20 protein-coding genes and 1 pseudogene are annotated in these 19,720 nt (G+C 64.0%); 3 read left to right on the forward strand and 18 right to left on the reverse strand.

What is annotated here, in order from left to right; genetic code table 11:
• Window positions 1-4: 4 nt before the first annotated feature.
• The 14 genes and pseudogenes from lipA to ACXI0U_RS00935 all read right to left on the reverse strand — a co-directional run bounded on the left by lipA (window position 5) and on the right by ACXI0U_RS00935 (window position 13,726).
• On the reverse strand, window positions 5-1,057 hold the full coding sequence (gene lipA, locus ACXI0U_RS00870; RefSeq protein WP_431483389.1) for a lipoyl synthase: 1,053 nt from the start codon (window positions 1,055-1,057) through the stop codon (window positions 5-7).
• 337 nt (window positions 1,058-1,394) lie between these two features.
• Window positions 1,395-1,640, reverse strand: a complete 246-nt coding sequence (locus ACXI0U_RS00875) for a DUF2274 domain-containing protein (RefSeq protein WP_006378741.1) — start codon at window positions 1,638-1,640, stop codon at window positions 1,395-1,397.
• Window positions 1,637-2,920, reverse strand: a complete 1,284-nt coding sequence (locus ACXI0U_RS00880; protein WP_016487820.1) for a TraB/TrbI/VirB10 family type IV secretion system protein — start codon at window positions 2,918-2,920, stop codon at window positions 1,637-1,639. Before ACXI0U_RS00880 ends, ACXI0U_RS00875 begins: the two co-directional genes overlap by 4 nt.
• A 2-nt stretch (window positions 2,921-2,922) precedes the next feature.
• Window positions 2,923-3,915, reverse strand: coding sequence for a P-type conjugative transfer protein TrbG (gene trbG / locus ACXI0U_RS00885; protein WP_016487821.1), 993 nt, complete (start codon window positions 3,913-3,915; stop codon window positions 2,923-2,925).
• Complete coding sequence (gene trbF / locus ACXI0U_RS00890) at window positions 3,912-4,616, reverse strand: conjugal transfer protein TrbF (protein WP_006378793.1); 705 nt, start codon at window positions 4,614-4,616, stop codon at window positions 3,912-3,914. The genes trbG and trbF overlap by 4 nt, the downstream gene beginning before the upstream one ends.
• 18 nt (window positions 4,617-4,634) lie before the next feature.
• A complete protein-coding gene (gene trbL / locus ACXI0U_RS00895) occupies window positions 4,635-6,002 on the reverse strand; it encodes a P-type conjugative transfer protein TrbL (RefSeq protein WP_006378795.1) in 1,368 nt (455 codons plus the stop codon).
• Window positions 5,999-6,325, reverse strand: coding sequence for a hypothetical protein (locus tag ACXI0U_RS00900; protein ID WP_006378798.1), 327 nt, complete (start codon window positions 6,323-6,325; stop codon window positions 5,999-6,001). Before ACXI0U_RS00900 ends, trbL begins: the two co-directional genes overlap by 4 nt.
• A gap of 12 nt (window positions 6,326-6,337) precedes the next feature.
• Window positions 6,338-7,081, reverse strand: a complete 744-nt coding sequence (gene trbJ / locus ACXI0U_RS00905) for a P-type conjugative transfer protein TrbJ (RefSeq protein ID WP_006378800.1) — start codon at window positions 7,079-7,081, stop codon at window positions 6,338-6,340.
• Entirely contained in the window at window positions 7,078-9,528 is a 2,451-nt protein-coding gene (gene trbE, locus ACXI0U_RS00910) for a conjugal transfer protein TrbE (RefSeq protein ID WP_006378801.1), read from the reverse strand. Before trbE ends, trbJ begins: the two co-directional genes overlap by 4 nt.
• Window positions 9,529-9,540: 12 nt before the next feature.
• The gene (locus ACXI0U_RS00915) at window positions 9,541-9,810 is read right to left on the reverse strand and encodes a VirB3 family type IV secretion system protein (protein ID WP_006378802.1); all 270 of its coding nucleotides are present in this window, start codon (window positions 9,808-9,810) and stop codon (window positions 9,541-9,543) included.
• On the reverse strand, window positions 9,807-10,193 hold the full coding sequence (locus tag ACXI0U_RS00920) for a TrbC/VirB2 family type IV secretion system protein (RefSeq protein ID WP_006378803.1): 387 nt from the start codon (window positions 10,191-10,193) through the stop codon (window positions 9,807-9,809). Before ACXI0U_RS00920 ends, ACXI0U_RS00915 begins: the two co-directional genes overlap by 4 nt.
• Window positions 10,190-11,259: pseudogene (gene trbB, locus ACXI0U_RS00925) on the reverse strand (P-type conjugative transfer ATPase TrbB). The gene ACXI0U_RS00920 and the pseudogene trbB overlap by 4 nt, the downstream one beginning before the upstream one ends.
• Entirely contained in the window at window positions 11,256-11,732 is a 477-nt protein-coding gene (locus tag ACXI0U_RS00930; protein WP_006378865.1) for a CopG family transcriptional regulator, read from the reverse strand. Before ACXI0U_RS00930 ends, trbB begins: the two are co-directional and overlap by 4 nt.
• Complete coding sequence (locus tag ACXI0U_RS00935) at window positions 11,729-13,726, reverse strand: conjugal transfer protein TraG (protein WP_016487822.1); 1,998 nt, start codon at window positions 13,724-13,726, stop codon at window positions 11,729-11,731. The genes ACXI0U_RS00930 and ACXI0U_RS00935 overlap by 4 nt, the downstream gene beginning before the upstream one ends.
• A 306-nt stretch (window positions 13,727-14,032) precedes the next feature.
• Here ACXI0U_RS00935 and ACXI0U_RS00940 point away from each other — a divergent pair, with 306 nt between their 5' ends.
• From ACXI0U_RS00940 to ACXI0U_RS00950, 3 genes are all read left to right on the forward strand, one after another.
• Window positions 14,033-14,938, forward strand: coding sequence for a LysR family transcriptional regulator (locus ACXI0U_RS00940; RefSeq protein ID WP_006378991.1), 906 nt, complete (start codon window positions 14,033-14,035; stop codon window positions 14,936-14,938).
• A 280-nt stretch (window positions 14,939-15,218) separates the two neighbouring features.
• Entirely contained in the window at window positions 15,219-15,749 is a 531-nt protein-coding gene (locus tag ACXI0U_RS00945) for an SRPBCC family protein (RefSeq protein WP_016487823.1), read from the forward strand.
• Window positions 15,750-15,793: 44 nt separating this feature from the next.
• Window positions 15,794-16,300, forward strand: coding sequence for a type 1 glutamine amidotransferase family protein (locus ACXI0U_RS00950; RefSeq protein ID WP_006378996.1), 507 nt, complete (start codon window positions 15,794-15,796; stop codon window positions 16,298-16,300).
• A 335-nt stretch (window positions 16,301-16,635) separates the two neighbouring features.
• Here the strand turns inward: ACXI0U_RS00950 and ACXI0U_RS00955 are convergent, their stop codons facing one another.
• From ACXI0U_RS00955 to ACXI0U_RS00970, 4 genes are all read right to left on the reverse strand, one after another.
• On the reverse strand, window positions 16,636-16,953 hold the full coding sequence (locus ACXI0U_RS00955) for a DMT family transporter (RefSeq protein ID WP_000539741.1): 318 nt from the start codon (window positions 16,951-16,953) through the stop codon (window positions 16,636-16,638).
• A 58-nt stretch (window positions 16,954-17,011) separates the two neighbouring features.
• Window positions 17,012-17,275, reverse strand: a complete 264-nt coding sequence (locus ACXI0U_RS00960; protein WP_016487824.1) for an EexN family lipoprotein — start codon at window positions 17,273-17,275, stop codon at window positions 17,012-17,014.
• Window positions 17,276-17,307: 32 nt separating this feature from the next.
• A complete protein-coding gene (locus ACXI0U_RS00965; RefSeq protein ID WP_006378999.1) occupies window positions 17,308-18,213 on the reverse strand; it encodes a LysR family transcriptional regulator in 906 nt (301 codons plus the stop codon).
• An 89-nt stretch (window positions 18,214-18,302) separates the two neighbouring features.
• Window positions 18,303-19,706, reverse strand: a complete 1,404-nt coding sequence (locus ACXI0U_RS00970; protein WP_016487825.1) for an efflux transporter outer membrane subunit — start codon at window positions 19,704-19,706, stop codon at window positions 18,303-18,305.
• Between the last annotated feature and the right edge of the window lie 14 nt (window positions 19,707-19,720).

Genomic DNA, 19,720 nt, shown 5'->3' on the forward strand with positions numbered 1-19,720 from the left:
CCGCTCAACCCAGGTTGAGGGTGGGGATGAGGTTGGTATCCAGGGGCTGGCCCGGTACCGGAACCGGTGCGGCGAGGCCCAGGTTGTTCTTCTCGAACACCCGGTCGGCGCGGTAGCTGGAGCGCACCAGCGGGCCGGCGGCGACTTCCATGAAGCCCTTCTCCAGGCCGATGTCGCGGAAGCGGTTGAACTCTTCCGGGCTGACCCAGCGCTGCACCTTCAGGTGGTTGCGGGTGGGTTGCAGGTACTGGCCGAGGGTGAGGATGTCGACGCCGATGGCGCGCATGTCATCCATGGCTTCGAGCACTTCCTCGTCGGTCTCGCCCAGGCCCAGCATCAGGCTGGTCTTGGTCAGCAGGCTGGGGCGATGGCGCTTGGCATGCTCCAGCACGCGCAGGGTCTTCTCGTAGCCGGCGCGGGGGTCGCGTACTTCATAGGTCAGGCGTTTCACCGTTTCGACGTTCTGCGCGAACACTTCGAGGCCGGAGTCCGCCACACGCTCGATGGCTTGCAGGTCACCGTTGAAGTCGGGGGTGAGGGCTTCCACCACTACGTTCGGGGTGCGCTCCTTGATGGCGCGCACGCAGGCTGCGTAGTGGGCCGCGCCGCCGTCGTCGAGGTCGTCGCGGTCGACGGAGGTCAGCACGATGTAGCGCAGCGCCATCAGCTCCACCGACTTGGCGGTGTTCTGCGGCTCTTCCTTGTCCAGCCAGCCATTGGGGTTGCCGGTGTCCACGGCGCAGAAGCGGCAGGCGCGGGTGCACACCGAGCCCATCAGCATGATGGTGGCGGTGCCGTTGGACCAGCACTCGCCCATGTTCGGGCAGTGGGACTCCTGGCACACGGTGCTCAGGCGGTGTTCGCCGACATTGCGCTTGACCGCGTCGAAGCGGCTGCCACCGGGCGCCTTGACCCGCAGCCACTTGGGCTTGGGCTCGAACACCTGTGGCTCGGCCGAAGGGCGGCGCTTCTGGCCATCCTTGATCGCGGTGATGCCCTCGGCGTTACGGAATTTTTCGCCACTGGCGACGGGTTTTGGCGAGGCTGTATCGGACATCTGAACTGGCTCCGCTAGAGGCTCAGCTGGCTGCCACGGGGGCAAAAAAGTGCCGGTGTCAAGTCTTTCGCGCAAATCAAGAAGGACTTGAAACCGTATATGGGACAGTAGGTTAGCTCCTTTCGGGGCCGCTTAGAAGAAGAGCGGCGTTGTCGGCTAGGAGCGACATAGGAGCGTTGGGAGAGAAAGCCGCATCGCACTGTGTAGTGCTGGATTGCCGAGGAACGGCGGGCCTGTCGCATCATCATAGCCCAACAGGCTCGGCGGCATCCAGAATGAAGAACGCGCAGCCTGGGCTGCGCGTTCGATGGATGCCGTTGAATAGCATGCGGTGCAATCATGGCGGCTTCGGTGGTGTGCTGCGGGTCGCCGTGCCCTTCCTGAATCCTCGATCCCCCGCCATGAACGCTTCCAGCATATGCGGGATCAGCGTCGCCGCATCAACGGCCTCGCCATACGCCTGCGCGTGTAGCGCGGCGTAGCGGTCGAGGTCGGCTTTCAAGCTGGTCGGGCAAACGAAAGTCAGCTTGGTGCTCTCGGTCTTCGGCAGCGGGCCGAGCCGCAGCTTCTTGGTCGTGCTCATCGTGAAGTCCCCCGGTTGAAGAACAGCGGCTGGTACCGCCGCAGCACCAGATCCCGGTTGACGATGATGCGAACCGGCAGGCCCGGCCGTTGCGTTAAGGTCGGCTGGATGTTGAGGTTGCGCCGGGTCATCTCCTGGCCGACCTGATTGATGCTGTCCTGCGCGCTGTCGCGCCCAGCGATGATGACGCGATCACCATCCTGCCGGTTCTCCGGCGCGGCCAGCTCGGCACCGACGCCCAGCAGCGTGGTGAGTGCCGCACCGGCAAAGATGCGGCCCCAGTGGTAGTCCACATCGTCCTCCAGCCCGGCATAGCCGGCTGGGTCGGTGCCGGCCAGGTTGTCGAGCGTGAGCGAAGACGTGTCCGGCAGGATGATCCGGTTCCAGACGACTTGAACGCGGCTCTGCCCGTAGCTGACCTGGCTGTTGTATTTGCCCAGGATGCGCGAACCCTGCGGAATCAGCAGGAAGCGCCCGGAGGCTGTGTCATAGACCGGCTCCGTCACCGTGGCGATCACGTCGCCGGGCAAGTCCGACTTAATCCCCGTCACCAAGGCACCTGCGACCACCGTTCCGGCCATGACCTGATACGGCGAAGTTGGCAGGGTCAGATTGCCGGAATTACGGGTTTCAGTGGAGCCACCTTTCAAGAAAGCCTCTTTATGGTCTTGCCGGTTTTGCACCGCTGTCGGGTCAGCAGGCTGGGCCGCCGTGGAGACCGGCCCGGCCGCCAGCGGGTCAAACACCGCATTGGCGGCGAAGCCCGGCGCAGCGGCCACCTGTGTCTGCGCCACCGGCGCCGCATTCTGCCCTCCCGAGCGGAAGAACACGGACGAGGCCGCGGCCGCTTCGGCTTCTTTGCGCAGAGCATCGTTCGGGTCGTGGCCGGGGGCCGCGTAGGCGGCCGTCGCCGGCTGCTGCGACTTCACGATGGCCGGGCCAAGATCGCCCGGCAGCGGCGGCCCCAGTTCGGGAACGGCAGGCGGCAACGCCGGCGGCAGCTTGGAGTAGTCCGTCGGCAGCGCATCCAGTCCTTCAGACTTCGAGACACGATCGACGTTGTAAAGCTCGGTCTGCTCGCCCGCACCGCGCCGCTGAGGTTGCAGCGACCACATCACCGCGCCGAGCACGGCCACCGCCAGGACGCCGGCGAGGATGGCCAGCGTGCGCCGATTCAGGCGCGTGACCGGGCGCGGCTGGGCGCGAAGCGCGACCGCCTCGGGAGCGATCTTGCCCGCCGCCTGCGGCGCGGCAAGGTCGGGAGTGTCATCCTGGCTCATGGTCAGTTCCTCCGCGCAACGCCATCGGTGCGCTCGATCCGCACCACGTCGCCGCCGTCGCCGCCCAGCCGCAGTTCGGCCGCGCCGAACAGGCGATCCACGACGTAGTACGGCGCGCGGAAACGGTAGTTCACCAATTGCCCGTCGCCCTGCGCGCCGATGACAAACAGCGGCGGCAACTCGCCCTGGGCGATGCCCGCCGGAAACTGGATATAGACCTTCTCTCCATCATCGAAGGCGCGTAGCGGCTTCCACGGCGGGTTGCTGCCCGATACCGCGTAGCGGAAGCGGATCTTGTCCAGCGACAGGCCCGTATCGACAGGCGTTGTCGCCTGCGCAGCCTGCGCCTGGCGCTGCAACGCGAGCATCCGGTCTTTCGGGTAGTCCCAGGATACCGACGCCATCCATGCCTTCTCGGTCGAGGTCAGCTCCAGCAGGTAGGTGCGCCGACTGGTGGTGATGACGAGATTGGTTTTCAGGCCGGAACGGATGGGCTTGACCAGCACATTGACGCGCAGATCGGCCCCGCCGCCGCTGGACGTGTCGCCCACGATCCAGCGCACGGTATCGCCGGCGGCGACCGTCACCAGTTCCTCGCCCGGTTGAAGCGAAACCACCGTCACGCGCCCCGGCGACGCATAGACCTGATAAAGCGCGCCATCGGTGAACGGCCACACCTGAATCGCGTTGACGTAGCCCTCACGGGTAGGCGCGATACGCGCTTCTGCATTGGCACGGGAAACGCGCACCTTTTCGTCGGCCGGCTCCGGCGCAACGGGGGCCTCATCGAGTTCCGGCAGCGGCTTCAACTGCGCCGGCAGCGCCAGCGGTTCAGGGACGGCGACGACTTCGACGGGCTTGGGCGGTTCGGGCAATGGCTGGGCCAGCACCGGCTCGTCGAGCGAGATGGACGGCGGCGGCTTGCCCTGCGAGGCGCAGCCCGCGAGGGCCAGCAGCGTCAAAGGAAAAACGTAAAGGCAGAAACGAAGTTTCATGGTTTGGCTCCTTCGGAAGAATCCAGTTCGCGGCTCCATGACAGGCCGTTGACGTAGATACCCAATGGGTTCTTGCGCAAGCGCTGTTCAGTACGCGGGGTTTGCAGGACGGTCGAAAGCACGGCGTTCCAGCGTTCGGTGCCGGCGGGCGCACCGTTGACATAGCGCTGCTCTGTCCAGCGCACGTTGAAAGACGTGTCGCTGGCGCGAACCACGCTGGTGATTTGCACCGTTACCGATTCCTTGCCGATGCGGGCGAATGGGTCATTGGTGCGGGCGTAGTCGTTGAGCACCGCCGCGCCCTTGTCGGTGGTGTAGTCGTAGGCATCGAGCCAGTTCTGCCGCACCACGATGGGGTCGATGGACAGCGAGCGAACCAGCGTCACGAAGCGCGCCAGGTGGTGCGCGATCTGCGCGTCGCCGGGCCGATACGGCGTAGCGGCCTTACCTACAGCGCGCACCTGCCCGGCCTGATCGACCTCGATGACATAGGGCGTCACGATGGACTGCGCCGAGCGCCACACCAGGCCGCCGGCCATCAACAGCGCGAGCACTAGACAGCCGAAGGCCATCAGGCGCCAATTCTTCGCCTGCACGCGGGCGGAGCCGATACGGTCGTCCCACACCTGGGCGGCGGCTTGATACGGGGTGGCAGGCTGCGGCGTATCGGCGTAGCGCACCTGCGGTCGTTTGAATCGCATGGGTGTTCTCCTTGAAGGTTAGGTATCGGAATCCCGCAGGCTCGGGCCTTGCCCGGAGCCGCCGCCGTCGCCCCCGCGCAGCGTGTGGGCGGCAGTGGTCGCGGCATGGGTAGCCTGCTGGCGGCGGTGCATCCGCTTGGCCCAGGCCGGTTGCTCTTGCTTCTGCGAGCCTGCGGTGCCGTCTGCGGTCTGGCCGCGGCCAGCACCGTCGCTGCCGGCTTCTGTGCCGTTCCAGCCAGCGCGGAAGGAGTCGGCCACCTTCTGCCCAACAGCGGAAGCACCAGAGGTGACGCTGCGGCCTGCGGCTTGTGCGCCGGTCTTGGCGACATTGCCGAGGCCAGCCGCCGCGCCCTTGGCACCGCCGCCGGCCGCAGCGGAACCGGCCTGGAACGCCGATCGGGCACTGCCGGCCGCCGAAGTCGCGGCACGCGCGCCGGCACCGGCCAGCTTTGCGGCCGCCGGGGCCATTCGTGCCCCAGCCATGACGGCGCCGCCCACTCCCGTTGCGGCGGCTCCGATGGCAACGCCGGTGCCGACAGCCCCGACCGCAGCACCAGCCATCGCGCCCGCACCAAGCTGTGGCGCACCGGACACCAGGCCGGTGGCGATACCGGGGCCGAAAATGCCCAGCGCCAGCAGCGCGAGCGAGGCCAGCATCACGACCAGCGCGTGGTCGATTGATGGTTCGTCGGGATGTACCTGGAACTCGGCAAACAGCCCGGAACCAATGCCGACGATGACGGCCAGCACCAAGACCTTGATGCCTGACGACACCACGTTGCCTAGCACCTTTTCCGCGAGGAACGAGGTCTTGTTCCAGAGTGCAAACGGGATCAAGACGAAGCCGGCGAGCGTAGTCAGTTTGAACTCGATCAGCGTGATGAAAAGCTGTACGGCCAGCACGAAGAAGCAGAGGATCACCACCAGCCAGGCGATGAACAGAACCACGATAGGGTCGATGTTCACGAACACCTCGGGGAACCCAGCCATGTCCCCGATCTGTTCCAGAATCGGCGCGGCTGCGTCGATGCCGGTCTTCGCCAGCCGGCCCGGCTGAAGAAAGTTCTCCATCGTGATGGCCGAGCCGGTAGCGGTGATTCCCAAGCCGGCGAACGAGCGGAACACGATGCTCGCCAGCCAGTTGAAGTTGCCGATGATGTAGGCGAACGCGCCGACATAGAGCACCTTGCGCAGCAGCTTGGCGATCACGTCGTCGCCCTGGCCGGTGGCGTGGCTCATGGCCCAATACAGGCCAGCGATCGTCATGTCGATGACGATGAGCGTGGCGGTGAGAAATGCCACTTCGCCCTGCAATAAGCCGAAGCCCGAGTCGATGTAGCGCGAGAACGTATCGAGGAAACGGTCGATGATGGTCACGTCGTTCATGGCGAATCCTCGGGCGGAGTGAGCGGAACGGCGCCCTCTGGCAATTCATCTGCGGGCGTATCGAAGCTCGGCGGAATCGGCGGGAGTTCAGCCAGCGAGTTGTATTCATCCGGCCCGGTATGGCCGGCGAAGAAGCGCCGCCGGAAGGCTTCGGCGGCGGCGCGGCAGGCATCCTCGCCCATGGCCTGCCGGTCGACCGCGCATTGCCCGCGCAACGCCTTGAGCCGCACCGGATCTGCGGCCAGGGCGTCGGCCAGGTTCTCGGCCGGCTGCTGGCCGCACGCGGTCAGCAGCACGGCCAGCAGGACGGAAGCGCATCGCATGGCCGCCTCCGGTCAGTTGTTGTAGAAGTTGACGGACTGCGGCGTGTACGGCGTGCCGGTGCCGAGGAAGCGCCGCCGCACTTCGCGGGCGCGCTCCATAGCCGCCGCTTGCCGCGCCAGTTCCAGCGAAGCGGCCCGGTCTTGCGTGATCTGGAGCTGCTGCGCCTGGATCGACTGCTTGGCCTGCAAAGCCAGGAGCTGGTTCGTCGCCTGCATCGCTTGCAGCGCGCCGGTGGCCGACTGGCTCTGGCTCACGAGGTCGGCCAGCGCGCTTTCGTCTTGGGCGAGGTTCTGCGACACCTGCGCCTGCATCCGCATCGCGGTGTGCAGGCCGTTCAAGGTGTTCTGCCAGCGTTCGCGGGCATCCTGTGCCATGCGGTCGCCGCTGATGGTGGAGGCGTACTGTTCCGGGTACAGGCGGGCGAACGTGGCATCCATGCTCTGCACGTCGTAGGCCAAGCCGCGCGCCTCGGCGATCAGGCGCTCGGTGGTGGCGAGCGTCGAGCGCAGGCGGTTGACGATGTTGAAGTCGAGATTTGCCAGGTTCCTGGCCTGGTTCATCAACATCTGCGCCTCGTTCTGGAGCTGGTTGATCTGGTTGTTGATCTGTTCCAGCGTGCGCACGGCGGTCAGCGTGTTCTGCACGAAGTTGGACGGGTCGAACACCGTCAGCGCGGATGCGGGCTGCACGGCCAACAGCGATACCGACAGCACAGCAGCGAGTGAGACAGAGAGCAAACGGGGCTTGGTCATCATGGCGAAACCTCCAGCGGTTGAGAAGCGAGAAAGGAAGCTGCCGCCGGAGCGGACGGCAGCAGGTCGGCGGCCCAGCCGAGGCCGCGATGGCGCAGCCACGCGCCGGCGAAGCCGGGAGCGCCGGCCTGCGTCAGCACGCGGTCAATGTCGCGTTGGTCTTGAGGGGTGGATGCGCTCGCGAATGCGAGCGCGACAGGCCCCAGGTCGAGGTCGAACAGGCGATTGCCGAGGCGCGACTGGTAGTAGTAATCGCGCTTGGGCTGGGCGGTCGCCACGATCTCAATCTGGCGGCTGCTCAAGCCGAAGCCTTCGTAGATCGTGCGAATCTGCGGCTCGGTGGCCTGCGGGTTAGGTAAGAAGATCCTGCTCGCGCAGCTTTCGATGATGGCTGGCGCGATGGTCGAGTCCTTGATGTCGGCCAGCGACTGCGTGGCGAAGATGACGCTGACGTTCTTTTTTCTGAGCGTCTTGAGCCATTGCCGGATGCGGGCCGCGAAGGACGGCTCATTGAGGAACAGCCACGCTTCATCGAGGATCAACAGCGTGGGCGCGCCGTCGAAACGTTCGTCGAAGCGGGCGAACAGGTAGCGCAGCACCGCTTGCACGGCGGCCGGGCTGTGCATCAGTTCTTCCATCTCGAAGCCCTGCACGTCGGCCATGCCCAGCCGGTCGTGGTCAGCGTCCAGCAGCTTGCCGTGTGCGCCGCCCAGCACATAGGGCGCGAGCGCTTGGCGCAGCGCGTTAAACTGCAATAACACCGACAAGCCGGTCATGGTGCGCTGCTCCACCGGCGCACCGGCAAGGCTTCTCAGCGCCGACCAGATGGCAGCCTTCTCGTCCGGGCCGACCGTCACGCCTTCGTGCAGCAGCCGGCCCTCCACCCATTCGGCGGCCCAGGTGCGGTAGCCCTCGTGGGCAATTCGCGCGAGTGGCTGGAAGGCGATGCCGCCATCGGCGCCGAGGTCATAGTGCTCACCGCCAAGGCCGAAGATGGTGGCGCGCATCGAGCGGCCCATGTCGAAGGCGAAGATCCGCGAGCCGAAGTAGCGCCGGAACTGCATGGCCAAGATGGCGAGCAGCACCGACTTGCCCATGCCGGTCGGCCCGGCGACAAGGGTGTGCCCCACGTCGCCGATGTGCGTCACCAGCCGGAACGGCGTCGCGCCATCGGTGCGGGTGACGATCAGCGGCGGGCCATCGAGGTGTTCGTTCTTCTCCGGCCCAGCCCATACCGCTGACATCGGCATCATGTGCGCCAGGTTCAGCGTCGAAACGATGGGCTGACGCACGTTCGCGTATGCGTTGCCGGGGACGGACGACAGCCAGGCATCGACTGCGTTGAGGGTTTCGGGGATGGTCACGAAACCCCGGCCCTGGATGACGCGCTCCACCATGCGCAGCTTCTCGTCGGCCACGGCCGGGTCGGCGTCGAGCACCGTCACCGTGGCGGTGAGGTAGCCGAAGGCGACTTGATCGCTGCCCAGCTCCTGCAAGGCGGCATCGGCGTCGGCGGCCTTGTTGCTGGCATCGGTATCGACCAGCGGGCTTTCCTGCTGAAAGATCGTTTCGCGCAGCAGCGCGATGACGTTCTTGCGCTTGGCGAACCATTGGCGCCGCAAGCGCCCCAATTCCCGTTCCGCCTCGGCTTTGTCCAGGCACAGGAAGCGCGTACTCCAGCGATACGCAAAGCCCAGGCGGTTGAGGTCGTCCAAGATCCCCGGCCAGGTCGAGGTCGGGAAGCCTCGTACCGACACCACGCGCAGGTGCTGATCGCCCAGCATGGGCGCCAGGCCGCCGACCAGCGCGGCATCGGCAAGCAGTGCGTCGATATGGAACGGCACGTCGGGCACGCCGACGCGATAGCGCCGGGTGGAGACTGTGGCATGCAGGTAGGTCAGCGTCTGGCTATCGTCCAGCCAGGCAATCTCCGGCATCACACCATCGAGCAGGTCGAACACGCGATCGGTCTCTGCCACGAAGGAATCAAGCCGACCACGCCAGTCCACACCCTCAGTGGGCCGGTTCTCGTACAGCATCCCAGCCGCACGGGCGCGAGACTCTTGCGGCGGTAGGTGTTGCAACGTGAAGTGATAGACGCTCTCGAAATGGCCATCCGACTCCTCGAACGCCGCGCGTCGCTCCTCATCCACCAGCCAGGACAGTGGTTCGGGAAAGGAGGATTGCGGATAGCTCGATGCCCGCATCCGCTCGGCCTCGATATAGAAGGCCCAGCCAGACCCGGTACGGCGAAGCGCGTTGTTCTGCCGCGCCGACGTGGCAATCAGCTCGCCCTGTGTCGCACTGTCCAAGTCGGGGCCGCGAAACTGGAACGTGCGTTGAAACGAACCATCTTTGTTCAGCACAACGCCCGGCGCGACCAGCCCGGCCCAGGGCAGCCAGTCGGCAAGCAAGGCCGGGCGCTGACGATATTCGGCAAGGTTCAGCATGGCGTCCTCCCCTCACACGTCCAGAAGCGGGCGGTGTTTGATATGCCGCGCGAAGACCTGCATGAACTGCGGATCGACGCGCGCACCCCATACGGCCAGCGAGTGGCCGACGATCCAGAGCACCACGCCGGGAATCCACAGTTGCAGGCCCAGCCCGACGGCGGCGGCCAGCGTGCCGTTGGCAATTGCCACGGTGCGCGGCGCGCCGCCCAGCAGGATTGGCTCGGTCAGCGAGCGATGCAGCGGCACCTCGAAGCCTGGAAGGTCGCTGGCCGTACTCATACGACGGCCCCGCCGGAGAACGAGAAGAACGACAGGAAGAACGAGGAAGCGGCGAACGCGATGCTCAACCCGAACACGATCTGGATCAGCTTGCGAAAGCCGCCGCTGGTGTCGCCGAAGGCCAGCGCCAGGCCCGTGGCGATGATGATGATGACCGCGACGATGCGTGCCACCGGCCCCTGGATCGACTCCAGAATCGACTGCAAGGGCCCCTCCCACGGCATCGAGGAACCGGCGGCTTGCGCCGTTCCGGCCAGCAACAGCAGCAGCGCGGCCAGCAGCAGCCCCTGCCTCGCAGGGCGGGTGAGGCTGCGCAGCCGCGCCAGGCCGGACAGGCGAGGAAGCGGATTTACGGAAAAGCGGAAAGAATCAACGTGCGTCATGGCAGTTCTCCAAGTTGGTTGGGGGACGGGAATGTGCAGCGGCGTCGGCTGCGAGAGGAACCGGCGTCAGCTCGGGAAACGGCGTTTCCAGTGCGTCCGCCAGGCGATAGCCGGTGCCGTCGAAGCCGACGACACGGGCGATGGTTTCGACGTGGCGCTTGCGGCCGCGTCCGGCGATGTTGATGACGACGTTGACCGCCTCGGCGATCAGCGCCCGCGGCGGATTCACAGCGACTTCGAGAATCAACTGTTCGAGGCGCAGCAACGCGCCCAGCGCGGAGCCGGCATGGATGGTCGCAATGCCGCCGGGGTGGCCGGTGCCCCACACTTTGATGAGGTCGAGGGCTTCGCCGCCGCGCACCTCGCCGACGATCACGCGGTCAGGCCGCAGGCGCATCGTGGCCCGCACCAGCTCGGTCATGGTGACGACGCCGGCGCGGGTGCGCAGCGGCACATGGTCGCGGGCCGCGCATTGCAGCTCGATGGTGTCTTCGAGCACCAGCACGCGGTCGCCTGTGGCGGCGATCTCGGCCAGCAGCGCGTTCGCCAGCGTGGTCTTGCCGGTGCTGGTGCCGCCGGCGATTAGGATGTTCTGCCGCTCGCGCACGGCGCGGCGCAGGAACTCGGCCTGCCCGGCGGTCAGGATGCCGTCGGCCACGTAGCGATCCAGGCCGATGATGCTCACGGCCCGCTTGCGTAGCGCGAAGGCTGGCCCCGGGGCGGCCGGAGGCAGGATGCCCTCGAAACGCTCGCCGGTTTCCGGCAACTCGGCGGTCAAGAGCGGCTGGCCGCGATGCACCTCCGCGCCGACATGCGCGGCGACCAGGCGGATGATGCGTTCACCATCGGCCTCGGGCATCTCCACGCCCAGCGGCGAGCGACCCGACGACAGCCGATCCACCCACAGGGTGCGATCGGGGTTGAGCATGATTTCCACCACATCCGGGTCTTCGAGCGCAGCGGCGATCAGCGGCCCCATTGCAGTGCGCAGCATCTGGATGCGGCGATCCTGGGACGCTGCTGCGGATGAGCGAGGTTCGGGCTGGATCTGTGGAACGGCACTCATGACGCACGCTCCGCAGTTCGTTCATGGGCGGAGGCCATCGCTGCTGCGTCATCCATCTGCATCGGATCGGGGTGCAGTTCCTCCACCACGTCGCGCACCAGACTGCGGCCACGCAGAAGGTGGCGACCCAACTGTTCGACGAACTGCTCGAAGCGCACCTTGCCCTGGGCGCGTGCCGCATCCTGATGGGCTTCGGGCACCGGCGTGCTGACGGTCAGGAAGTAGCGGATGAACAGCGCCAGCGTTTCGATCTGGATGTTCTGGTCGCGCTCCAGGCGTTCGGTCTGCCGCGACAGTCGATCCAACCGCTTGGCAATGGCGGCCTCGCGCTGGTCGCCAGCATCGGGCGACAGCCAGGACGCCAAGGCCGCTGCGACGATGGACGACTTGGACACGCCTTTCTTGGCGGCCAGTTCGTCCAGGCGCTGGGCGTGCTCGGGCTGGATGAAAAGATTGAGGCGGTATTGGCTCATAGGTCGATTCCGTCGTTGGGGTCGAGGGAAGCCAGCCGGGCCGTGCGCTGCATGGCCGGGTCGAGCTGGCCGGGAAGCGGCAGCGCCAGGTCGTCGTCATCGAGCAGCGCCAGGTCGTTCGCATGTGCGTCCGGCTCGGGGTCGTAGGCGACGGTTTCGGAGAGTTCGGGCTGGCGGCGTGGGCCGCCGTCATCGGTGCCGCCCAGGCCATCGGCGGATGCCGAGGCCGGCGCCGCAGGTACGGCCGGGATCGCCAAGCCGCTCCAGTCGTCGGGGCGGGCTGGCGGCGCGTCGGCGTACCTCCCGGCTACGAGCGCGGGCGGTGGCAGGACGCGATTCTTGAAATTGGCGTCGGCGTAGTAGCGCAGCTTCTTCGCGCGGATCGGGGCGACGCTGGACACCATGACCACGGCGTCATCAGGTGGAAGCTGCATCACCTCGCCGGGCGTCAACAGCGGCCGTGCAGTTTCCTGACGCGACACCATCAGGTGCCCCAGCCACGGAGCGAGCCGGTGGCCGGCGTAGTTGCGCTGCGCGCGAAGCTCGGTGGCGGTGCCGAGGGTTTCTGAAATCCTTTTCGCCGTCCTTTCGTCGTTGGTGGCGAAAGTCACCCGGACATGGCAGTTGTCGAGGATGGAATGGTTCTGCCCATACGCCTTGTCGATCTGGTTCAGGCTTTGAGCGATGAGAAAGCTGCGGATGCCGTACCCGGCCATGAAGGCAAGCGCGGACTCGAAAAAATCGAGGCGGCCCAGCGCCGGAAACTCGTCCAGCATCAGCAGCAGCTTGTGCCGGCGCGCGATGCCATCGCTGCCGTCGAGCGATTCGGTCAGCCGCCGCCCGATCTGGTTCAAGATGAGCCGGATCAGCGGCTTGGTGCGGCTTATGTCGGAGGGCGGCACCACCAGATAGAGCGATACCGGGTGCTCGGCGGAAATCAGGTCGGCGATGCGCCAATCGCAGCGCGATGTGACTTCGGCCACGGTCGGGTCGCGGTACAGGCCGAGAAACGACATGGCGGTGGAGAGCACGCCCGATCGCTCGTTGTCCGACTTGTTAAGCACTTCGCGGGCAGCGGATGCGACAACCGGGTGAGGCGCATCGCCCAGGTGCTTCGTCGTCATCATCCGGTGCAGCGTCAGCTCGAACGGACACGCCGGGTCGCTGAGGAAGTTGGCGACGCCGCGCAGCGTCTTGTCCTCGCCTGCGTACAGCACATGCAGGATGGCGCCGACCAACAGCGCGTGACTGGTCTTTTCCCAATGGTTCCGGCGTTCGAGTGCGCCATCGGGATCGACAAGAATGTCGGCCACGTTCTGCACGTCGCGCACTTCGTGCGCGCCGCGCCTCACTTCCAGCAGCGGGTTGTAGGCTGCCGACTGCGCATCCGTGGGGTTGAACAGGAGGCAGTGGCTAAACCGCGAACGCCAGCCTGCGGTGAGCGTCCAGTTCTCGCCTTTGATGTCGTGAACGACGACGGATGCGGGCCAACTCAACAAGGTGGGAACGACCAGGCCCACACCCTTGCCCGAGCGCGTTGGTGCGAAGGTCAGGACGTGTTCCGGGCCTTCATGGCGGAGGTACTGGCCGCGATGCAGCCCGAGGAAAACCCCGTCGGGCTGGATCAGCCCAGCTTTGCGTATGTCTTCCGCATCGGCCCAGCGTGCCGAACCGTAGGTGGTGACAAGGCGCGCTTGCCGCGAGCGCCACACCGACATGGCGATGGCGACCACCACGGCCACCAGACCACTTCCACCCGCGATGGCCCCGCCGATATCGAAGACGTGCGGCGCGTAGGCATCAAAGAAGAACCACCACTCGAACAGCCGCCAAGGGTGATAGACCGGGGTTCCAAAGAAGTCGAACCATGGCGAGCCAAGGCGTAGTTGATAGCCCAGGGCGGCGGCTGTCCATTGCGTTGCACCCCACACGCCGGCGATCACGATGCCGAATACGGCGGCGATCTGCCCGAACAGTACGCCCTGAGCTTGCATTGACTGGCCTCCGATTTCCCTGCACTGATTCCTCGTTCAAAAGCGGCACAGGAACGTGCCGCATAGAGCGAGGATCGGTGCCGCGTGGGTGCCCGTCAAAGACCGTTTTGAGCACAACGGTCGAGGGAAAAGAAAGAATGAGCGGCGGGGCGAGTCGAAGACAAACGCCGCAAACTAAAGCACCCTATGGCGCATTTGGAGTTTCCAAGAGGTTGCCCAGAAAAAAATTCTCGCTGGGTCTCGCTCCCCTCATGAGCAGAATCTAGATATCATGGGAAAGAATTATTTATTGAAATCTGGATAAGAATGAAAGATATCAAGAGCATGGATCTCAACTTACTCAAGGCGCTGGACGTATTGTTGGACGAACGCAACGTGACACGGGCGGCAGCACGTCTTGGACTAACCCAACCGGCCTTGAGCGGCATGCTTGCGCGGCTGCGTGAAAGCTTCGGCGACCCGCTGTTCGCGCGTGCGCAGCGGGGCATCGTTCCGACGCAGCGGGCGCTAGACATAGGGATATCTGTCAAACAGGTGCTAGCGGAAATCGACGCGCTGCTCCAGCCACCTTCTTTCGACCCGGCCACCGCACAACTGACCTTCTCCATCGCCGCGACGGACTATGCGCTGCGTGCCATTGCTGTCCCATTTCTATCGGCACTCAAACAGCACGCACCGCGCGTTCGAGTCTCATTAGTGCCAGTCGAGAGCGGACTGCTACAGAACCAGCTTGAGCGCGGTCAAATCGATCTAGCCCTCCTGACGCCAGAGATCACTCCGCCAAATCTGCATGCCCGAGAGCTATTCAAGGAGCACTACGTGTGTGTCCTGCGGGAAGACCATCCAGCGGCTATGGGGCGCAAGCTGACAGTTAAGCAGTTCTGTGCTCTCGACCATGCGCTTGTTTCCTACGATGGTGGAGGTTTCCGCGGCGTCACCGACGATGCGCTAGAACAGTTGGGCAAACAACGAAGCGTCACACTGTCGGTCAAGAGCTTTCTGATCTTGCCAGACATCCTGCGTGCCAGTGACATGGTCGCGATCTTGCCGAGCCGCTTGGTCGCCGGTATGGACAAGCTGGCTATCTCCCTGCCGCCGATGAAGATACCGGGGTTCACCAAGACGGCTGCTTGGCACGAACGCACCCATCACGATCCAGCACATCGCTGGATACGAGCACTGCTGTTCACTTCCTGTGCTAACAACAAGTAGGCAAGATGGCTCTCATCGTCATGCTCAGCACAACTCTGCCTCGCACTACAAATATGCAATCAGCCGGCTCAATTGGAGACGGACCCTTTCGTAGCACCGCTGCGAGATAGCCTTGTCGGCGGATGGCAGAACCTAGACGCTGATATCAAATTATATGATTTCAAAAATAAAAAATTAGGATTTCACTTATTTCACAGGGAGGCTCATGATTGCTCTATGACCACTTGAATGACGCAGCCACCCCTGTTGCGTCATTGACATTTTGTGAAGGAGCTTCGATATGAGCAAGCAACAGAACGCCATCCTCTGGCCCGAAGGCTACACGCCGGGCTTTACTGAGAATTTCGCCTCTAATGAGATCATCGCCGCCGGCTTGAGCGCGGCCGACGTATGGCCGCTACTCGTCACACCATCGCTGTGGCCAAGCTACTACGCCAACTCGGCTAACGTGCGCTTTCATGGCGGCAAAGGCCCGGTACTGGCCGACGGCGATCGATTTTATTTCGAGACCTTCGGCTTCCCGGTAGAGGGGCAGTGCAACGAGTACGTGGCACCTGCGGATGGGCAACCCGGCCGCGTGGCCTGGCACGGCTGGTCCGGCGAGGAAGGCACAGATACGCGCCTGGATGTGCATCACGCCTGGCTGGTCGAGAACCTGGACGGCGGGCGCGTGCGCATCCTCACGCAGGAAACGCAGAAGGGCAAGCCGGCCGAGGAGCTGCACAACGCCAAACCCAACCCGATGATCAACGGCCATCAGGACTGGCTCGACAGCTTGGTCGAGACAGCGCGCAAAGCCAAGCAGGCGTAATGGTCGCTGGCCGCTTGATCCCAAGCGTCTGAACTGAGAAAACCATGATGGGAACTCCCCTCGAGATTCTGCTGGTTTTGACTTCGCAGGCAACGATGGGCGACGACCCGCGCCTGACCGGCGTGTGGTTCGAGGAACAGTCCACCCCGTACTACGCCTTGGTCGATGCAGGTGCCAATGTGGATATTGCGTCAATCGCCGGCGGCGAGATTCCGGTGGATCCTCATTCCATAGCGAGCGAAGGCATGAACCCGCCGAGCGTGGAATGCTTCCTCGATGACAAGGTGTCGATGGACAAGCTCGAAGGCTCGCTGAAGATCGACAGCATCGCCCCGGAAGGGGGTGCGGTGATGTTCCTGCCCGGCGGCCATGGCACCATGTGGGACTTACCCGGAGCGGGGCGCTCGTCAATCTGCTGTCGGGCGCTTGGGCTGACGGCAGGGTGGTCGCGGCGGCCTGCCACGGCCGAGCCGGACTGGTTAATGTCAAGGAAGCGAATGGCCAGCCGCTGGTTGCCGGCCGTCGCGTCAGCCCCTTTGCCAAACGCATGAGCCGCGAGACTGGGCTACCTGTGGCAGTGAGTTGGGGCATCGACGATCCGCGAATGGCCGAGCACGTGATCGCTGGCAGGTAGATGGGTTTGGTGATTCTTGGCCGCGCCATGCTAGCCAACCCACACTCTTTCTCCACCTTTGCAGGAGCTGAAGGTGGAGCACCCGGAATGGCTGCTCCACCGCCTTACGCGCACTGGCTCGAACTCTCCCGAGGCTGCGGCAAGCTCACCACATATAACGACTAGGAGGAGGTGACCGTGCGAGTTCCCAGAACCCGATCCAGTCTGTGTCGCAGGGTGTCCCAGTGACTACGCTATCAAAGGAGCTAGTACTCAACTCGATAACTTGAGCGTGATAACGCCCAGGATGATCAGCGCCACGCCAAGGTATCGCATCAGGGAGGTTGGGTCGCCATAGAAATGAATTCCGACTAAGAACGTTCCCGCCGCTCCGATACCCGTCCACACCGCATAAGCAGTCCCAATCGGTATCTGACGCTGAGCAAGCCATAGGAAGGCGCCGCTAATTGTCATGAAAGAGACGGCTACTGCGACCCCACTCCAACGCGATGTTGGCTCTTGCGCCATTTTCAGCCCGACCGGCCATCCGATTTCAAACAATCCAGCCAAAACAAGATAGATCCAGCCCATTGCAATTCTCCTTCAAGTTTTTCATATCCGGCATACATACTCCAGCGTGACCACCAGCTTAGAACTTCGGCGGCTCTTTAGGTGTGGTGTAGGGCACATCGCCATCTTCGTAAAAGCGCTTTCGCGTAGCCTCGGCAACCCGGTTACATAGTTGGTCGCCCAGCATAGGACGATCCAACTTGCATTGCTGGCGCAACTTTTTCAGCCGCTCAGGATTGAGCGCTAATTCATCGACCGTCGGAAGGTTGCCTTTATCTGGTTTCCCGGATGGGCTGCAGGCTGCCAGTGTCGAGGAAAGCAATATGAGAGCAATCTTCTTCATGGTTAAGTTTCCTTGGGAGATTGTGTGATGGTTTACCGCCGACTTTTGGCGTCTGGAGATTTGATCGAATGAACGCGTTCCATGAAGCGAGTCAGTATTTCTGACGGCTCGCTGGCCGGTCGTAGCAGATAGGTCGTGAGCATGGGCGAACCTCCAGTCAGCGGCCGTGCGACCACACCCTGTTCCCTGCTGGCAGTAATATGCGCACCTCCTGTGAGGCCTAGTGCAAGTCCCGCCGAAACCAGGACCATCATTAGATCGCTGGAAGTCACGCGTTCGGCAATTAGAGGCTCAATGTCCACGCGACGTAGCACCCGTTCAACTTGCCGAGCATGGCCCTCACACGCCACCGCGTCGCAGAGCACCAGCGGATACCGCAACAGCTCTTCCAGGGGAATCTGTTTGTGGGATAGCAAGGGGTGCCGTGCGGGCACAGCTACCATCAGAGGGTCACTCCACACCGGCACGGCGATGATGCCTTCGCCGACTTCATCCGATTGAGCGAAGCCGAGATCGTACAGTTCGCCACACAATCCCTTGATTTGCTGTGACAAAGGCACTTCGAAGAAGCGAACTTCCACTTCCGGCTCTTCCTGCCGGCAGAGCGCCAACAACGCAGGCAGGCGCGATGGCGTGATTCCATCAGACAATGCAATACGGAGCTGGCAATGAAAGCCATTGGCTGCGGCGTTCACACTGTCGCGCGCCTGCTGCAAAGCTGCGAAGACACGGGGTACGCTCTCAAAGAAGAGTCTGCCTGCACGAGTCAAGCGGGTGCTCCGAGTGGTTCTCGCAAATAGCGCTACGCCCAACTCCTCTTCAAGCTCTTTGATGGCGCGCGACAGCGGCGATGTCTCGATGTGGAGGCGCTCTGCGGCTCGGGCAAAGTGCAGTTCCTCTGCCACCGCTAGAAAGTAGCGCAGATGCCGAATTTCCATGTTCGCATTCCTCCTCACTTAGGCCTCACCACCTTCGCCTTGCGCCACGCTATCTAGCCTTCGCAAGCTGCTCCAGCAAGCTTCCCCGATCAAACAGGTGGGCCGGATAGTGCTTTTGCCAGCACACCCCATTGCACGGCTGTCTCGGCCCGCGTGCGGATCAGCGAAGCCTGCGCTGACATCACCCCCGCCTCAGCCTCGGCCACCACCGTGGCGTCCACTTGTCCCGCCTCAAACAGACGGCGGCTGCGATCGAGCTGACGCTCCGCGACTGCGACCCCCTCGGTCTGATGCTCCAGTGCGGCGTGCTGCGTATGCCAACCGAGGTATGCGTTCTCTACGTCCTGCAATGCACTCAACAAAGTGCGCTCGAACTCCGCGCGCGCAGCTCGGCTGCGCGCCTCTCCGGTCTCGATGCCGGCACGGATCGCGCCACCATCGAAGATCGGCAACGAAACCCCGGCCCCAAGTGAAAAAATGTTGCCGGTAATGCGCGTCCCCGCACTCTCAACGCGCTGCCGTCCGCCGCTCAGGTCCAACACCAGCTTAGGGAAGCGTTCGCCTTCGGCTGCGTTCCAGCGCGCGGTTTCGGCTGCGAACTTCGCTTCGGCGGCGCGCACGTCGGGCCGCTCACTCAGCAGGTCCGCAGGTATGCGTGTCGGTGTCCAATTGGGGGCGGCGAGTGAAGCAAGAGTCGGAGAAGCTGCAGACGCTCCGGGCGTTTGTCCCGCTAGTACATCAAGTGCATGCGTCGCCTCGCCGCGCGCACGCCGAAGTTGCTCTTGCTCCACACGCAGTGCGACGACGCCGGAGCGGGTTCGCTCGATGTCGAAGCCGGTAGCTTGTCCGGCCTCGAACTTCCGTTGTGTCAGCAAGACGAGTCGCTCGGCGGATGCCAGCCGCGCCGTGGCGAGCGCTTCGAGTTCACTGGCTTGGCGCTGCTGCACAGCCGCCGACACTGTTTCAAACGCGACCTGCCAACGCGTGGCAACCCACGCTTGTTCGGCTGCCACCGCATCCAGGCGCGCACCTTCTGCTGCCTGCGAAAGCCGCCCCGACAGGTCTGCCTCCCACGATGCAGACAACGTGGCGCGGCCATCATTGCCGATCGCAACGTTCTCTGAATAGTCGCGTCCTCGAGTTGCCTGCGTGCCCGCGGACAACGAGGGGAGCAGGGAGGCCCGTGCTCGCCGCGTGGCGGCCGAGGCCTCGTCGACGCGCGCGCGCGCAATCGACAGTTCGGTGTTGCGCTCCAGCGCCGCCCGGACTAGGACATTGAGCTGTGGATCGCCGTAGGCCGTCCACCAGTCGACGGGAAGAGTACGGCGGGATGATTTGTCCAGGATGCCTTCACCTCCCTCTTCATTTGAGAAATGGGCCGGTACATCCAGGCGAGGCGGATCGGCAGAGTGCGGAGCATGGCTGCAAGCCGCAAGAAGCATTAGCGGCGAAATCATGGCCATGAGGCGATAGCGTTCAAGAATTTGAGACATGGCAGGTCCTTGCA

This window comes from Pseudomonas sp. C9D1 (assembly GCF_056491235.1).

Excerpts from the sequence above, each read along its gene's own strand:
- lipA (WP_431483389.1), bottom strand. The coding sequence starts at position 1,057 with ATGTCCGATACAGCCTCGCCAAAACCCGTCGCCAGTGGCGAAAAATTC.
- ACXI0U_RS00875 (WP_006378741.1), bottom strand. The coding sequence starts at position 1,640 with ATGAGCACGACCAAGAAGCTGCGGCTCGGCCCGCTGCCGAAGACCGAG.
- ACXI0U_RS00880 (WP_016487820.1), bottom strand. The coding sequence starts at position 2,920 with ATGAGCCAGGATGACACTCCCGACCTTGCCGCGCCGCAGGCGGCGGGC.
- trbG (WP_016487821.1), bottom strand. The coding sequence starts at position 3,915 with ATGAAACTTCGTTTCTGCCTTTACGTTTTTCCTTTGACGCTGCTGGCC.
- trbF (WP_006378793.1), bottom strand. The coding sequence starts at position 4,616 with ATGCGATTCAAACGACCGCAGGTGCGCTACGCCGATACGCCGCAGCCT.
- trbL (WP_006378795.1), bottom strand. The coding sequence starts at position 6,002 with ATGAACGACGTGACCATCATCGACCGTTTCCTCGATACGTTCTCGCGC.
- ACXI0U_RS00900 (WP_006378798.1), bottom strand. The coding sequence starts at position 6,325 with ATGCGATGCGCTTCCGTCCTGCTGGCCGTGCTGCTGACCGCGTGCGGC.
- trbJ (WP_006378800.1), bottom strand. The coding sequence starts at position 7,081 with ATGATGACCAAGCCCCGTTTGCTCTCTGTCTCACTCGCTGCTGTGCTG.
- trbE (WP_006378801.1), bottom strand. The coding sequence starts at position 9,528 with ATGCTGAACCTTGCCGAATATCGTCAGCGCCCGGCCTTGCTTGCCGAC.
- ACXI0U_RS00915 (WP_006378802.1), bottom strand. The coding sequence starts at position 9,810 with ATGAGTACGGCCAGCGACCTTCCAGGCTTCGAGGTGCCGCTGCATCGC.
- ACXI0U_RS00920 (WP_006378803.1), bottom strand. The coding sequence starts at position 10,193 with ATGACGCACGTTGATTCTTTCCGCTTTTCCGTAAATCCGCTTCCTCGC.
- ACXI0U_RS00930 (WP_006378865.1), bottom strand. The coding sequence starts at position 11,732 with ATGAGCCAATACCGCCTCAATCTTTTCATCCAGCCCGAGCACGCCCAG.
- ACXI0U_RS00935 (WP_016487822.1), bottom strand. The coding sequence starts at position 13,726 with ATGCAAGCTCAGGGCGTACTGTTCGGGCAGATCGCCGCCGTATTCGGC.
- ACXI0U_RS00940 (WP_006378991.1), top strand. The coding sequence starts at position 14,033 with ATGAAAGATATCAAGAGCATGGATCTCAACTTACTCAAGGCGCTGGAC.
- ACXI0U_RS00945 (WP_016487823.1), top strand. The coding sequence starts at position 15,219 with ATGAGCAAGCAACAGAACGCCATCCTCTGGCCCGAAGGCTACACGCCG.
- ACXI0U_RS00950 (WP_006378996.1), top strand. The coding sequence starts at position 15,794 with ATGATGGGAACTCCCCTCGAGATTCTGCTGGTTTTGACTTCGCAGGCA.
- ACXI0U_RS00955 (WP_000539741.1), bottom strand. The coding sequence starts at position 16,953 with ATGGGCTGGATCTATCTTGTTTTGGCTGGATTGTTTGAAATCGGATGG.
- ACXI0U_RS00960 (WP_016487824.1), bottom strand. The coding sequence starts at position 17,275 with ATGAAGAAGATTGCTCTCATATTGCTTTCCTCGACACTGGCAGCCTGC.
- ACXI0U_RS00965 (WP_006378999.1), bottom strand. The coding sequence starts at position 18,213 with ATGGAAATTCGGCATCTGCGCTACTTTCTAGCGGTGGCAGAGGAACTG.
- ACXI0U_RS00970 (WP_016487825.1), bottom strand. The coding sequence starts at position 19,706 with ATGTCTCAAATTCTTGAACGCTATCGCCTCATGGCCATGATTTCGCCG.